The 14,464-nt window shown below is 64.1% G+C and carries 13 protein-coding genes; 9 read left to right on the top strand and 4 right to left on the bottom strand.

Annotated features, from left to right (window positions below):
* The first annotated feature begins 6 nt into the window (after window positions 1-6).
* From C7I85_RS01785 to C7I85_RS30860, 5 genes are all read left to right on the top strand, one after another.
* On the top strand, window positions 7-1,200 hold the full coding sequence (locus C7I85_RS01785; RefSeq protein WP_106722229.1) for a beta-ketoacyl-ACP synthase: 1,194 nt from the start codon (window positions 7-9) through the stop codon (window positions 1,198-1,200).
* 12 nt (window positions 1,201-1,212) lie between these two features.
* Window positions 1,213-2,484, top strand: a complete 1,272-nt coding sequence (locus C7I85_RS01780; protein ID WP_106722228.1) for a beta-ketoacyl-ACP synthase — start codon at window positions 1,213-1,215, stop codon at window positions 2,482-2,484.
* A gap of 136 nt (window positions 2,485-2,620) precedes the next feature.
* Window positions 2,621-3,649 (top strand): zinc-binding dehydrogenase, encoded by a 1,029-nt coding sequence (locus C7I85_RS01775; RefSeq protein WP_106722227.1) that lies wholly within the window; start codon window positions 2,621-2,623, stop codon window positions 3,647-3,649.
* A gap of 10 nt (window positions 3,650-3,659) precedes the next feature.
* Window positions 3,660-4,646 (top strand): lipid A biosynthesis lauroyl acyltransferase, encoded by a 987-nt coding sequence (locus tag C7I85_RS01770; protein ID WP_106722226.1) that lies wholly within the window; start codon window positions 3,660-3,662, stop codon window positions 4,644-4,646.
* An 85-nt stretch (window positions 4,647-4,731) separates the two neighbouring features.
* Window positions 4,732-4,899: a hypothetical protein gene (locus tag C7I85_RS30860; RefSeq protein ID WP_181257050.1), complete on the top strand. Its 168-nt coding sequence runs from the start codon at window positions 4,732-4,734 to the stop codon at window positions 4,897-4,899.
* A gap of 2 nt (window positions 4,900-4,901) precedes the next feature.
* Here the strand turns inward: C7I85_RS30860 and C7I85_RS01765 are convergent, their stop codons facing one another.
* The 4 genes from C7I85_RS01765 to C7I85_RS01750 form a co-directional block, all read right to left on the bottom strand.
* Window positions 4,902-5,825 carry a dimethyl sulfoxide reductase anchor subunit family protein gene (locus C7I85_RS01765; protein WP_106722225.1) on the bottom strand — a complete coding sequence of 308 codons (924 nt, stop codon included), beginning with the start codon at window positions 5,823-5,825 and terminating at the stop codon, window positions 4,902-4,904.
* A 4-nt stretch (window positions 5,826-5,829) separates the two neighbouring features.
* Window positions 5,830-6,597, bottom strand: a complete 768-nt coding sequence (locus C7I85_RS01760; protein ID WP_106722224.1) for a 4Fe-4S dicluster domain-containing protein — start codon at window positions 6,595-6,597, stop codon at window positions 5,830-5,832.
* Window positions 6,594-9,440: a molybdopterin oxidoreductase family protein gene (locus C7I85_RS01755; protein WP_106722223.1), complete on the bottom strand. Its 2,847-nt coding sequence runs from the start codon at window positions 9,438-9,440 to the stop codon at window positions 6,594-6,596. Before C7I85_RS01755 ends, C7I85_RS01760 begins: the two co-directional genes overlap by 4 nt.
* Window positions 9,441-9,589: 149 nt before the next feature.
* Entirely contained in the window at window positions 9,590-10,015 is a 426-nt protein-coding gene (locus tag C7I85_RS01750) for a L,D-transpeptidase (RefSeq protein WP_106722222.1), read from the bottom strand.
* A gap of 312 nt (window positions 10,016-10,327) precedes the next feature.
* Between C7I85_RS01750 and C7I85_RS01745 the strand changes: the two genes are divergently transcribed.
* The 4 genes from C7I85_RS01745 (at window position 10,328) to C7I85_RS01730 (ending at window position 14,369) form a co-directional block, all read left to right on the top strand.
* Window positions 10,328-11,929 carry a flavin monoamine oxidase family protein gene (locus C7I85_RS01745; protein ID WP_106722221.1) on the top strand — a complete coding sequence of 534 codons (1,602 nt, stop codon included), beginning with the start codon at window positions 10,328-10,330 and terminating at the stop codon, window positions 11,927-11,929.
* A gap of 43 nt (window positions 11,930-11,972) precedes the next feature.
* A complete protein-coding gene (locus C7I85_RS01740) occupies window positions 11,973-12,386 on the top strand; it encodes a c-type cytochrome (RefSeq protein ID WP_106722220.1) in 414 nt (137 codons plus the stop codon).
* 61 nt (window positions 12,387-12,447) lie between these two features.
* Window positions 12,448-12,948, top strand: coding sequence for a RidA family protein (locus C7I85_RS01735; protein WP_106722219.1), 501 nt, complete (start codon window positions 12,448-12,450; stop codon window positions 12,946-12,948).
* Between the two features lie 140 nt (window positions 12,949-13,088).
* Entirely contained in the window at window positions 13,089-14,369 is a 1,281-nt protein-coding gene (locus tag C7I85_RS01730; protein WP_106722218.1) for an acetylornithine deacetylase/succinyl-diaminopimelate desuccinylase family protein, read from the top strand.
* The last annotated feature ends 95 nt before the right edge of the window (window positions 14,370-14,464 follow it).

Raw genomic sequence — 14,464 nt, 5'->3', positions numbered from 1 at the left:
TTGCCCATGAGCGCCCACGACGTCGTCATCACCGGCATCGGCCTTGTCTCGTCGCTGGGCGAAGGCACCGATGCGCATTGGCAGAAGCTGACCGCCACTGACGCGGCGCCGACAGTGGATGCCGAACGCTATTCCCCCTACTCCGTCCACCCCCTGCCGGAAATCGACTGGGGCCTGCAGATCGCCAAGCGCGGCGACCAGCGGCAGATGGAGACCTGGCAGCGGCTCGGCACCTACACGGCAGGCCTTGCACTGGACGATGCCGGCATCAAGACCGACGAAGCGCTGTGCGCCACCATGGACATGGTGGTGGCGGCCGGCGGCGGCGAGCGCGACGGAACGGTGGACAACGCGATCCTCGAAGCTTCCGAGACGCGCAACGACCGCGACGTACTGCTGAACGAGAAGCTGACCACCGAGCTTCGGCCGACGCTTTTCCTGGCGCAGCTTTCCAACCTGCTCGCCGGCAACATCTCCATCGTCCACAAGGTCACCGGATCTTCGCGCACCTTCATGGGCGAGGAAGGCGCCGGCGTTTCGGCGGTCGACACGGCGGCGGCACGCATCCGCTCGGGCCAGTCGACGCATGTGCTGGTAGGCGGCGCGTTCCAGACCGAACATCCCGACATGCTGCTGGGCTACGAGCTCGGCGGCTACCTGCATCGCGGCCCCTGGAAGCCGGTGTGGCAGCGTGAAGGCGGCGAAGGCGGTGGTGTGGTCAGCGGCTCGGGCGCGGCCTTCCTGGTGCTGGAATCGCGCGAGCATGCCGAAGCACGCGGCGCGCGCATCTACGCGACGCTCGGCCCCGTGGTTTCCGATCTCACCCGCCGTCGCAAGCAGGATCTGGGCGAGGCCATTGCCGGCCTGCTCGACAAGACGAACCTGCCGGCGAACGGCCAACTGCTCGCAATGTCCGGTGCCTCCGGCGCGCACGCCGCGACAAAGGCCGAAAAGGCAGCGCTGGAGCGCAATCCGCAGCTCGTCGCGCGCGCATTCGGAACGCTCACCGGCCACATGAAAGAAGCGCAGTTCCCGTTCGCGGTGGCGCTTGCGGCACTGGCAGTCAACCGCAAGGCCGGCTACCCGGCCTTCGACGCGGCGAACGAGAAGGCTTATGAGGGTACGCCGCGCTCGGTGCTGGCGACCGCGATCGGCTATCACTATTTCGAGGGCTTGGCGCTGGTTGGCGCACCCGATTGAACCGGAACGCACATGGCTAAGTACAACGACCATCTCGGCAGGCCCATCGTCGCCGTCACCGGCATTGGCGTCGTCACTTCGCTCGGCGTCGGCAAGGCCGACAACTGGGCGGCCCTCACCTCGGGGCGCTCGGGCATCCACAAGATCACGCGCTTTCCGGTCGAGCACCTCAACACGACGATTGCCGGCACTGTCGATTTCCTGCCGTCGAGCAACAAGGGCGCCAGCGCGCTGACCTTCGAGCTTGCCGAGCGGTCCGGCCGCGAGGCGATCGCCGAAGCTGGTCTCGACACCGAGAATTTCGGTGGCCCGCTGTTCCTCGCCTCCCCGCCCGTCGAGCTCGACTGGCATGACCGCTTTGCCCTCTACCTCGACGGCAAGGAAGGCAGCGCCACCGACCGCCTGTTCACGGTTGCCCGCAACCTGCCGAGCCTCGACATTTTCGAGACCTCGCAGTTCGGCTCCATTGCCGCCCGTCTCGCCGACGAGTTCGGCACGCGCGGCCTGCCGATCACGCTTTCCACCGCCTGCGCTTCGGGCGCCACGGCCATCCAGCTCGGCGTCGAGGCGATCCGCCGCGGCGAATGCGAGCGCGCGCTGTCTATCGGCGCCGACGGCTCGGCGACCGCCGAGGCCCTGATTCGCTTCTCGCTGCTTTCGGCGCTCTCTACGCAGAACGACGTGCCCGAGAAGGCTTCGAAGCCATTCTCGAAGGACCGCGACGGCTTTGTCCTCGCCGAAGGCTCGGCGGCGCTGGTGCTGGAATCGCTCGAAAGTGCGGTGGCGCGCGGCGCGACCGTGCTCGGCATTCTGCAGGGCTGCGGCGAAAAATCCGACGATTTCCACCGCACCCGCTCCAAGCCGGACGGCTCGCCGGCCATAGGTGCGGTGCGGGCAGCGCTTGCCGATGCAGGCCTCGGCGAAGACGGCATCGACTACGTCAATGCCCACGGCACCTCGACGCCCGAAAACGACAAGATGGAGCACCTGTCGCTCTCGACCGTGTTCGGCGAGCGCATGCGCGCCACGCCGATCTCTTCCAACAAGTCGATGATCGGCCACACGCTGTCGGCCGCGGGCGCCATCGAGGCCGCCTTCTCGCTTCTGACCATGCGCGAAGGCGTAATCCCGCCGACGATCAACTATGACAATGCCGACCCGGCCATCGAGCTGGATGTGGTGCCGAACAAGAAGCGCGAGGCGCAGGTTTCTACCGTGCTTTCCAATTCCTTCGGCTTCGGCGGGCAGAACACCTGCCTTGTCATGGCGCGGGAACCGGTCTAATCGACCCTTCCAATGGTTCCGGAGTGCGATGAAGCGACCCGACCGGCCGCCGCGCGCTCCGTTTTGTTATGTCGCGTGACTTTGCCCGAAACGCCGCGGGCGTTCCGCACTGATGTTTGACGAAGGAAGAGGCCCGATGCGCGCACTGCAACTCATCGAGGATCGCAAGCTCGAGACGGTGGAGATCCCCGAGCCGCCCGCACCGGCGCTCGGTGAGGTAACTCTGCGCATCAAGGCCGTGGCGCTCAACCACATCGACGTCTGGGGCTGGCGCGGCATGGCGTTTGCCAAGCGCAAGCTGCCGCTCACCGTGGGCGCCGAAGCCTCGGGCGTGGTCGAGACGGTCGGCCCCGGCGTTTCCAACCTGGTTCCGGGCCAGATCGTGTCGATCTACGGCGCGCGCACCTGCGGTCTCTGCCGCCCCTGCCGCGAAGGCCGCGACAATCTCTGCGAACACGTCTCGGGCGTGCACGGCTTCCACCTCGACGGCTTTGCGCAGGAGAAGATGAACCTTCCGGCGCGCCTGCTGGTGCCGGCCCCTCCCGGCGTGGATGCCGTGGGCGCTGCACTTGCACCCGTCACCTTCGGCACGGTCGAACACATGCTGTTCGACAACGCCAAGCTCGAGCCCGGCGAGACGATCCTGGTCCATGCCGGCGGCTCGGGCATCGGTTCGGCGGCCATCCAGCTTGCCAAGAAGATCGGCTGCACGGTCATCACCACCGTGGGCTCCGACGAGAAGATCGAGAAGGCCAAGGCGCTCGGCGCCGACCACGTGATCAATTATCGCCAGGACCGCTTCGAAGGCGTCGTGCGCAAGCTGACCAAGAAGAAGGGCGTGGACGTTGTGTTCGAGCATGTCGGCAAGGACACCTGGGCAGGCTCCATGTTCAGCCTCAAGCGCGGCGGGCGGCTTGTCACCTGCGGCTCGACCTCCGGCGTTTCGACCGAAGTCAACCTGATGATGCTGTTCCAGCAGCAGCTCAAGCTGCTCGGCTCCTTCGGCTGCCGCATGGAAAACATGGCCAACGCCATGCAGAAGATGGCCGCCGGGCTCGTTCACCCGGTGATCGATACCGAGGTCGATTTCGGCTCCATCGACGCGGCGCTGAAGCGCATGGAAGGCCGCGACGTGTTCGGCAAGATCATCCTTCACGTCGGGTGACGGCAAAAAGATGCAGCGCAAGATCAAGGTAGCGGCAAAGGATTTTCTTTACCGCCTCTCGGTGCGGACCACGCAGGCACGCTACTGGCTGACTGCCCAGGTCGCCCGGGCGCTTTTGTCGGCGCTGCGCCACCTGCCGAGCGACAAAGCGCTGAACTTCGCCGATCGCACGGCCCGCAGGCTCGGCCCCCTGGTGGGCCGCCACAAGGTCGCGCTCGAAAATCTGCGCCATGCCTACCCCGAAAAGAGCGAGGCCGAGATCGAGGCCATCGCGCTCGACATGTGGGGCAACATGGCCCGGCTGGCGGCCGAGTACATCTTCCTCGACCAGCTCTTCGACTACGATCCCGATGCGAAGGAGCCCGGCCGCGTGGAGGTCTCCGGCGTGCCCCTGTTCCAGCGCATAGCGGCGGAAGACAAGCCGCACATCATCTTCACCGGCCATCTCGGCAATTTCGAGCTGCTGCCGATTGCTGGCGCGACTTACGGCCTGAAGGTGACGGCGCTGTTCAGGCCGCCCAACAACCCCTACATCGCCGACTACATCCTCTCGACGCGCCGCGCCAATATGGGCGACCTGCTGGCTTCGCAGGCCGGCGCCTCGTTTACGCTTGCCCGCCTGCTCGAGAAGAGGGGCACGATCGGCATGCTGGTGGACCAAAAGTTCACGCGCGGCATTCGCAGCACGTTCTTCGGGCGCCCTTGCGAGACCAGCCCGCTGTTGCCCAAGCTGGTGCGCCAGTTCGATTGCGACGTCTACCCGGCCCGCTGCATCCGCCTGCCGAACAACCGCTTCCGCCTGGAGATCGAGGACAAGCTCGAACTGCCTCGCTCGGCCAGTGGCACGATCGATCTTGCAGGGACGGCCCAGATCCTCAACGACGTGGTCGAGCGCTGGGTGCGCGAAGATCCCGGCCAGTGGATGTGGTTCCACAAGCGCTGGCAGTTGAGCAAAGGCAAGCGCAAGCCGCGCTTCAAGATCATCGAGAAGGCTTAGGCCGAACCTTACCGCGATTTAATAGGGTCCCTACGCAACAAAGCGGAATGCTGCCCGTTCTCCGTCCATTGCAGGAGGGAGCACCATGGGCAAGCGGACGAAATCGCCGGGGAAGACCGGCGCTGCGCTTTGGACGCCCTGGGGCCCGCAGGGGCACAACGAACGCGCCGCCCAGAAGATTGCGATCCGGAAGCTGCTCAAACGTCTCGCCGCGCTCGACAAGCGCAAGCCCGTTCGGCTGGCGAAGGATTGAAGCTACCCGCCATAGTAATTCATCACCGAATGGCGCGCCTCGGCGAAGAACAGCCAGCGCTCGACAAAGACACCAGCCCAATGCGCCAGCGCCGCAAGCGAAGCAATCGTCACCGGCAAGGTTCCCTGGCCGCCCAGCGCCGCAAGAGCGAGCAGCAGTACCGCCGGAACGACGCCTCCCGCAACGAGGGCTATGCGCCAGAGTTTTTCGGCATGCTTGCGGGCGACCTTAAAACCCATTTCGCGCGTCAGATAATTTTCCGTCACGTGCGGCCGCTCGAACAGCCGCACGCGCCCGATATTGCCAAGGCCAGTTGCGCTCTCGGGCGTCGATAGCGGCACAAGGTCTTTCATCCGCTTGCGCCAGCGCAGTTTCGTCGCCCAGGCGGCAACGAGGAACACAATAGCGAGAAGCGGCAGGACACGCGTGTTTCCACCGCCTGCGAAGGCGAAGACGCTGGCAAGCACAAATCCGCCAGCGGCGGCAAAAAGCAGGTAGCAGACTGGTGTCAGCGGCGTATGCCAAGCCTGCACGGACTTCAGAGAGGCGTAGATCATCGACGTGCAATAGACCGTGACGGCGCACAGCACGGCGCCCAGGAACCCCGGCAGCGCCAGATAACGCCCTTCAGCGATGCTCGCCCAAGCCGACACCAGCAGCGGCACGAAGGTGATGATGGACATCACGCCTTCGCGCGACAGCCAGCTTGAGCGCCACTGCGAAAACGCCCGCCAGGCGCGCTGCGGATTTCCTAGGTGCCCGGCCGAGGACAAAAGCCCGACTGAGATCAGGGCCAGCGCCAGCGCATGCGCGCATTTGGTCGCCGTAGCGGCCGGATCGAGCAGATCAAGCCCGAGCACGCCCGCAAGCCCGTAGCCGAGGCCGGAAAGGGTTGTGAAAATGATGATCGAAAAGGCGGGATGCATGAGGTCAGATTCTGTCCAGCATTCCGTCGAGCCAGGCAAAGAAGCCTTTGGCGCCTTCGGTGTTTTCAGCCAGCGGCAGCGTGTGCGCACTTTCGGCCAGGGATTTTCGCGGACGCGGCGGCAGGTACTTGTTGACCGGTTTCGTGCCCTGCTCCGGCATCAGGTCCATGCCGCCGCGCTCGGCGACTAGGATGGAAACGGCCGAGTTCGGATCGCCGAGATCGCCGAAATGGCGGGCATTGGCCGGGCATGTGCGCACGCAGGACGGAACGCGGTCTACCTCTTCCAGTGTCTCGTTGTAGATGCGGTCGATGCAGAGCGTGCATTTCTTCATGACGCCGGCGGCAAGATCCATCTCACGCGCGCCATAGGGGCAGGCCCAGGCACAGAGGCCGCAGCCGATGCACTTGTCCTCATCGACCAGCACGATGCCGTCAGCGGAGCGCTTGTAGGACGCGCCGGTAGGGCAAACGGTGACGCAGGGCGCATCCTCGCAGTGCAGGCACGATTTCGGGAAATGCACGATGCGCGCCTGCCCCGCCTCGCCCACGACTTCGCCGCCTTCCGGCACCACTTCGAAGCTGTGCACGCGGTTCAGCCAAGCGCCCGAGACATCGGCGCCGTAGGGATCCTGGTCCGACAGGGCGGAGCCATAGCCGCCGGTGTTCCATTCCTTGCAGCTTACCACGCAGGCGTGGCAGCCGACGCAGGTGTCGAGGTCGATGACGAGGCCAAGCTTTTTGGGTGTTGGCAACGAAGGCAGTGAGGTCATGTCGCCCACTCCTGTCCGTAGCGCTGAACTGCAGGATGCGGCTCGGTTTGTGGCTGCGCGATCGTCGGGAAATGCGGCTCGCTGACCGCGCCGGCCTCAGCCTTTTCGATGTGGACACGCAGGTCGTACCATGCCGCCTGCCCGGTTATCGGATCGGAATTCGACCAGCGCATGCCGTCCGCGCGTGGCGGCAACAACTCGTTGATCAGGTGGTTCATAAGGAAGCCCTTGGTGGCTTCGGGCGCCTTGGCATCCAGCGCCCAGGTGCCGGCGCGCTTGCCGATGGCGTTCCAGGTCCAGATGGTGCGCGAGTTGACCGCCTCCATGCGCGCGATCTCGACCTTGATGCGGCCATGGCTCGACGTAACCCAGACCCAGTCGCCGTCGACGAGGCCAAGCTCGTCGCAGATCGGCCCCGGCACGTAGAGCGGGTTCTTCGTATGGATCTGGCGTAGCCAGGCGTTCATCGATCCCCAGGAATGGTACATCGCCGCCGGCCGCTGGGTGATCGCGTGATAGGGATAGGTCTCGCAATCGACCATCGCCTCGCCGAACGGCCGATACCAGTTTGGCAGCGGATCGAAGGCCTGCAGGATGCGTTCACGATGCGTCTCTGGTGCGACCGGCTCGCGCAGGCCTTCCGCAGACAGGCGGAACTTCTGCAGCGGCTCCAGATAGAGCTGGAAGGTCACCGGCTGCGGCGTGTCGAAGAAGCCCATGCGCACCGCAAAGTCCTGATAGGCCTGGTTGGCGTGCTTCATGAACTGCGCTTCGAGCGGAATATGCGCCGAGAAGAACGAGCCGTTCTCGATGTAGCGCTCCAGCTGGTCGGGATTGGCCGCACCGCGCCCTGCCCGGTCGCCATTGGTGCCGCGGAAGCCGGCGAGCGGGCCAATGCCCGGCCGGCGCTCATGGCGCACGATGTAGTCGGCATAGTCCTTGTAGAGCGGATGACCGTGATTGTCGGCAAAGCCGGGCAGCTTCAGCCGCGCACCGAGATCGAGCAGCACGGTCTGGAAGGCGCGCACGTCGCGATCGGGCTCCAGAACCGGCCAACGGATGGCGTCCTGCACCGCGTCGGGCTCAGAGATCGGGCGGTCGAGCAGCGAGATGCAGTCGTAGCGCTCCAGATAGGTCGTGTCCGGCAGCACGAGATCGGCATAGGCGACCATTTCCGACGAATAGGCGTCGGAATAGATGATCTTCGGGATGCGGTATTCGCCGGTCTCCGGGTCCTTGTCCGTCAGCATTTTCATGGTGCCGGCGGTGTTCATGGACGAGTTCCAGGCCATGTTGGCCATGTACATGAACAGCACGTCGATCGGGTACGGATCGCCGGCATGGGCGTTGGCGATGACCATATGCATCATGCCGTGCGCTGCAATCGGCGCGCCCCACGAAAATGCCTTGTCGATGCGCGTGGCCTTGCCTTGGGCGTCTACAAGCAGATCCTCCGGTCCGCGCGGAAAACCGAGATGCGGCCCTGAAAGCGGCTTGTCGGACCCGAAATGCTCGGCCTTGCCGTGCGGCGTCGGGTGCGCGGTCATCGGCTTGGGATAAGGCGGCTCGAAGCGGAAGGCGCCGGGGCAATCGACCGCGCCGATCAGCACCTGCAGCATGTGCAGCGCTCGCGCCGTCTGAAAACCGTTGGAATGGGCCGAAAGCCCGCGCATGGCGTGGAAGGCTACCGGCCGGCCGACAAAATAGGGATGACGCTCGCCATGCACGTCGGTCCAGGGCTGTTCGACGATGATGGCCTCGTCGAAGGCGACGCGCGCGATCTCGGCGGCCAGGCCGCGGATCACATCGGCGGCAACGCCCGTCTCTTCCGCCACCACTTCGGGCGCATATTTCGGGTCGAGGTATTTTTCGGCGAGAAGCTGGAAGGAGGGCACGGCAAACCGCCCGTCGGCCAGTTCGAAGCGGCCCGAAAGAGCAGCCCTAGCCCCCGGCGTACCCAGGGGCACCGGCCGCTCGGTAACGGTCTCGTAGACCAGTACCTTGCCCTCGGCGTCGCGCGCGAACAGGCCATGCTCGCCCGTACCCGGCGCATCGATCACCAGCCAGGAGGCGTTGGAGTAGCGCACAAGATAGTCGACATCGATCTTGCGGGCTTTCAGGAACTCGTGGACGACGGACAGGATCAGCAACCCATCAGTGCCCGGCCTGATGCCTATCCAGCTGTCGGCCACGGCCGAATAGCCGGTGCGCACGGGATTGACCGACACGAAGCGCGCGCCGCGCTTCTTCAGCTTGCCGATGCCCATCTTGATCGGGTTGGAGTCATGGTCTTCCGCGACCCCGAACATGACAAACAGTTTTGTCCGCTCCCAGTCGGGCGCGCCGAATTCCCAGAAGGCGCCGCCCAGCGTCATGATGCCGGCGGCGGCCATGTTGACGGAGCAGAAGCCGCCGTGGGCGGCATAGTTCGGCGTGCCGAACTGCTGCGCCCAGAAGCCGGTAAGCGACTGCGACTGGTCGCGCCCGGTGAAGAAGGCGAGCTTCTTTGGGTCGGTGTGGCGCACATGGCCCAGCCATTCGGTTGCGGTGGACAGTGCCTCCTCCCAGGAAATCTCCTGGAACTGGCCGGAGCCGCGCGGGCCAACCCGCTTCAGCGGCGCGCGAAGCCTGGCCGGCGCATAATGCTGCATGATGCCGGCCGAGCCCTTGGCGCACAGCACGCCGCGATTGACCGGGTGGTCGCGGTTGCCCTCGATGTAACGGATCTTGCCGTCCTTGAGGTGCACGTTGATGCCGCAGCGGCAGGCGCACATATAGCAGGTCGTCTTGCGGACCTCGTCCGCAACAGGCCTGGACAACGCGACGCGCGGCTCGGAATTCATCGGTCTGCTCCTCCGATCAATTCCTAGCAGAGCGCGCCATCGAAATGAAATGCCAGAAAGAATCAGTTCACGGCAAAATTCCGCCCGCCGATTCGGCAAAGGCAGCAAAACTCTTCCAGCCTAGGGACGACGGCCGAAAGGCCGGCGCCTCAGTTGGTGACGATGATGCGCGTGTCGCCGGGCCCGTATTGCTGGACCAGCGAAAAGAACTGCGCAGCATTGCCGGTGGCGAGCCGCACGCAGCCATGCGACACCGGGCGCCCCAGATGGCGCACCGCATTCGTGCCGTGAATGGCATAGCCGCCGCGGAAGAACACTGCATATGGCATCGGCGTCATGTCGTATTTGCGCGAGTACCACATGCGGTTCATCCGCACCGGGCGCCATGTTCCGCGTGGCGTCACATAGCCCCTGCGCGCGGTGGAAACCCGCCATTTGTGGATGACTAGCCCATCGCGGCTAACCGTCATCGTCTGGGTTGAAATGTTTATCTTGGCGACAAGACTAGCCGCCAGGAGTTGTTGCGGCGCAACAGAAATCATCAGCGCCGCAGTCACGAAGAGAGCCTTGCGCATCGATCAAACCGTTTTCACTTCATTGTGATACCGGCAGTTCCCGGCAATAAAACTTCAAAATTCTCTATCGGTTTAAAACTAGGCGGAAAAATCGGCTGTCAATACGCAACTTCATTGAAAAACCGCAGGCGGCAGATGCCGTCGCGGCAATTGCGCCAGAACCGTGGACAGGTTGCTCCATCCGCCTGCGTCTGGTTGACACAGATTGCCATAGGCATAGGTTCGGCCCGCAGCTGGGCGCCTGTGAGCGCAGATTTCCAGTTTGATATGGCGCGGTCCCGTTATTGGGCCATGAGCCGGAAGGGTTAAAAGATGCAGCAATATAAATCACTTACCGGCATCAGCCGGCGAGATCTTTTGTCGTTGATCGGCGTGACTGCCGGCAGCGCAGTCATGTACCAGGCGATGACCAGCCTCGGCTTCGCGGCTGAGTCTGGCTACAAGGGGCGTATCAAGCTCGAAGGCGATCCCAAGGGCGCCTCGGTGCTTATCTTGGGTGCCGGCCTTGCCGGCATGACGGCCGCGCTCGAACTGCGCCAGGCCGGCTACAAGGTCCAGATCCTTGAATTCAACAAGCGTGCGGGAGGTCGCAATTGGACCATTCGTGGCGGCGACACCGTCACCGAACTCGGCGGCGCGACGCAGAAGTGCGAATTCGACGAGGGGATGTACATCAACCCAGGTCCGTGGCGCATTCCGTACCACCACAACGGCCTGCTCGACTACTGCAAGCGGCTGGGCGTGCAGCTGGAGCCGTTCCAGCAGATCAACCACAACGCCTTCCTCCACAACTCCAACGCCTTCGGCGGCAAGCCGCAGCGCATGCGTGACATCAAGACCGACTTCCAGGGCCATGTCGCCGAACTGCTCGGCAAGGTGACCCAGAAGGGCAAGCTCGAGGGCGACGTCAGCAAGGAAGACCAGGAGATCCTGCTGGAAGCGCTGAAGTCGTGGGGCGCGCTGGACAAGGACTATGCCTATGCCAAGGGCGCGGTCTCGGCCGAGTTCCGCGGCTACGAGAAGGATCCCGGCGGCGGCCTCGGCGCGGCTCCGATCCCCGGTGAGCCGATCGGCCTTTCCGACATCCTGAAGTCGGGCCTGTGGGGCAGCCTGGCCAATTTCGGCCTCTACGAGTTCCACACCACCATGTTCCAGCCGGTCGGCGGCATGGGCAAGATCGGCGAGGCCTTCGCCAAGCAGGTCGGCGACCTCATCACCTACAACGCCAAGATCACCAAGATCGAGCAGGGCGAGAAGGGCGTCACCGTCACCTATGAGGACACGTCCAACCCCGGCACCGTCCAGACGGCGAGCGCCGACTGGTGCGTCTGCACCATCCCGCTGACGATCCTGAGCCAGATCGACATTCAGGTCGGCGCGGCGATGAAGACGGCGATCAGCGCGGTGCCCTATGCGTCGTCGGTCAAGGTCGGCCTGCAGTTCAAGCGTCGCTTCTGGGAAGAGGACGACCTGATCTTCGGCGGCATCAGCTACACCAACCTGCCGATCACGCAGATCTCCTACCCGAGCACCAGCTTCAACACGACCGGCAAGGGCGTGCTGCTGGGCTGCTACACCTGGAATGGCCCGAACTCCTACGAGTTCACCGCCATGTCGCCGGAAGAGCGCGTCAAGCGCGCGGTGGAATACGGTTCGCAGATCCACCCGCAGTACAAGGACGAGTTCGAGACCGGCATATCCTGGGCGTGGCACCGCTCGCCGTTCACCCTCGGCTGCGCCGGTGACTGGACGGACGAGGCGCGCGAGCAGCACTACGACAATCTGTGCCAGATCGATGGCCGCATCGTGCTCGCCGGCGAACATGCATCGTACATCCCTGGCTGGCAGGAAGGTGCGATCCTGTCGTCGCTGAACGCGATCGAGCGCCTGCACAAGCGCGTGCTGCAGGCATGATGGCGATCCAACCTTCATCATCCATTTCGCAAGGAAAGTCGTCATGACCATCCAGACAAAACGGCCGCTCGGCCTCATCGCCGCCACGGCGCTCTTCACCGCCTTCACAGCAGCAGGCGCTCTTGCCGACTCGGCCGGAGCGACCTTCAGCGACGGAGAGAAGTTCTCCCAGAAGACCGGCGAGGCGCTCTATTCCAACCTCTGCCAGGCCTGCCATATGAACGAGGGCCAGGGCGCGGTTGGTGCAGGACACTATCCGGCGCTCGCCAAGAACGAGAACCTCGAGTCCTCCGGCTATCCCGTCTACATCGTGCTGCATGGCCAGAAGGGCATGCCGCCGGTGGGCGAGATGATGAGTGACGAGCAGGTGGCCGCCGTGGTCAACTATGTGCGCACCCACTTCGGCAACGACTACAAGGACGAGGTGACGGTCGAGGACGTCGCCGGCGCCCGCTGATAAGACAGAGCGGCCGGTTCAGCCGGCCGCTCTCCCCCCTTTGCATACAAGGAGATAAGCGATGAAGAAGATGCGGATCGGAACGGCCACCCTTGCGGCGACCCTCTTGATGGCCGGAAGCGCGATGGCCGAGGACATCGTGCGCCACAAGATCCCGAATTCGGATTTCCCGATCGCCCAGGCCGTCGAGATTCCCGCCGACAAGACCACGGTCTATGTCAGCGGCGCGGTGCCGAGCGTTGTCGACGAGAAGGCCGACAAGTCCACTGTGGCCGCCTATGGCGACACCAAGGCCCAGACCGAGTCTGTTCTCAAGTCCATCGAAAAGACGCTCGACAGCCTCGACCTGAAGATGGGCGACGTGGTCAAGATGCAGGTATTCCTGGTCGGCGACCCGGAAAAGGGCGGCAAGATGGATTTCGGCGGCTTCATGGAAGGCTACAAGCAGTTCTTCGGCACCGAAGCTCAGCCCAACCTGCCGACCCGCTCGGTGTTCCAGGTGGCAGGCCTCGCCAACCCCGGCTTCCTGGTGGAAATCGAAGTGACAGCCGTCCGTCCCTGATTCTATTTCCGGCTTTCGCCGCCCCCTCCTCCCGGGGCGGCGATTTTCCGATATCCTGGCCCAAAGCGCTTCGCTCGACTTCGGCCAGACGACGTGTAGATTGATCCGGTTGTTACAGATCAAGGCAGCACGTCGCTCGCATGAACGAAAAGCTCCTCAAGACAATCGAAGACCGGGTCGATGACCTTGTCGAACTCACTTCCGAGCTGATCCGTTTCCCGACCGTCAACCCGCCTGGCGAGGCCTATCGCCCCTGCGCGGAATATATCGGCGAGCGCCTGAGGAAACGCGGATTCGGCGTCGAATACATCCGCGGTGAAGGCACGCCCGGCGACAGCGACCGCTATCCGCGCACCAATGTGGTGGCCCGCTTCGACGGCCGAAGCCCCGGCCCGACGGTGCATTTCAACTCGCATATCGACGTGGTCGAGGCCGGCGACGGCTGGACCGTCGATCCCTTCGGCGGCGTGGTGAAGGACGGCCGCGTCTATGGCCGCGGCGCCTGCGACATGAAGGGCGGGCTTGCCGCCTCCATCATCGCGGTCGAAGCCTTCATGGACGTCTATCCGGATTTTCCGGGCGCAATCGAGATATCGGGCACGGTGGACGAGGAGTCCGGAGGCTTCGGTGGCGTCGCCTATCTGGCCGGCAAGGGCTACTTTTCCAAGCCGCGCGTCGATCACGTCATTATTCCCGAGCCGCTCAACAAGGACCGCATCTGCCTGGGGCATCGCGGCGTGTGGTGGGCCGAGATCGAGACCAAGGGCGAGATCGCGCACGGCTCCATGCCGTTCCTCGGCGATTGCGCGGTGCGCCACATGGGCGCCGTGCTGGCCGCCTTCGAGGAAGAGCTGTTCCCGGCCCTCGACAAGAAGCGGACGAGCATGCCCGTGGTGCCGGAAGGCGCGCGGCGCTCGACCCTGAACATCAACTCCATCCATGGCGGGCAGACCGAGGATTTTCGGCCCGGCCTGCCCTCGCCCAACGTGCCGGACTGGTGCCGCGTGACCATCGACCGGCGCTTCCTGCTGGAAGAAAAGCTGCAGGACGTGAAGGGCGAGGTCACCTCTATCCTAGACCGGCTGAAGCGCGAGCGGCCGAAATTCGACTATGAAATCCGCGACATCATGGAAGTTCAGCCGACCATGACCGAGCGCGACGCACCGGTGGTGAAGGCGGTGGCCCGCGGCATTCAAGAGATATTCGACCGCGAGCCGGAATATGTCATCTCGCCGGGCACCTACGACCAGAAGCACGTCGCCCGCATCGGCCACATCTACGACTGCATCGCCTACGGCCCCGGCATTCTCGATCTCGCCCACCGGCCGGACGAATGGGTGGGCATCGAGGACATGGTGCAATCGGCCAAGGTAATGGCCATTGGGCTCGGCCTTTTGCTGCGCGGAAAGGTGACAGGTTAAGCCGGCAATGGGTTTCCCCGCTGGCACAATTTTGCCGGGAAAGAGTCCGTTTTGCGGAGTTGCATTGATACAAACGTGATTTACTCAGGGGAAGA

The sequence above is a fragment of the Pseudaminobacter soli (ex Li et al. 2025) genome, assembly GCF_003012705.1.
GTDB classification, from domain to species: Bacteria; Pseudomonadota; Alphaproteobacteria; order Rhizobiales; family Rhizobiaceae; genus Pseudaminobacter; species Pseudaminobacter soli.
Note: the sequence above shows the minus strand (reverse complement) of the source record. Positions and strands in the feature narration are given on the sequence as shown.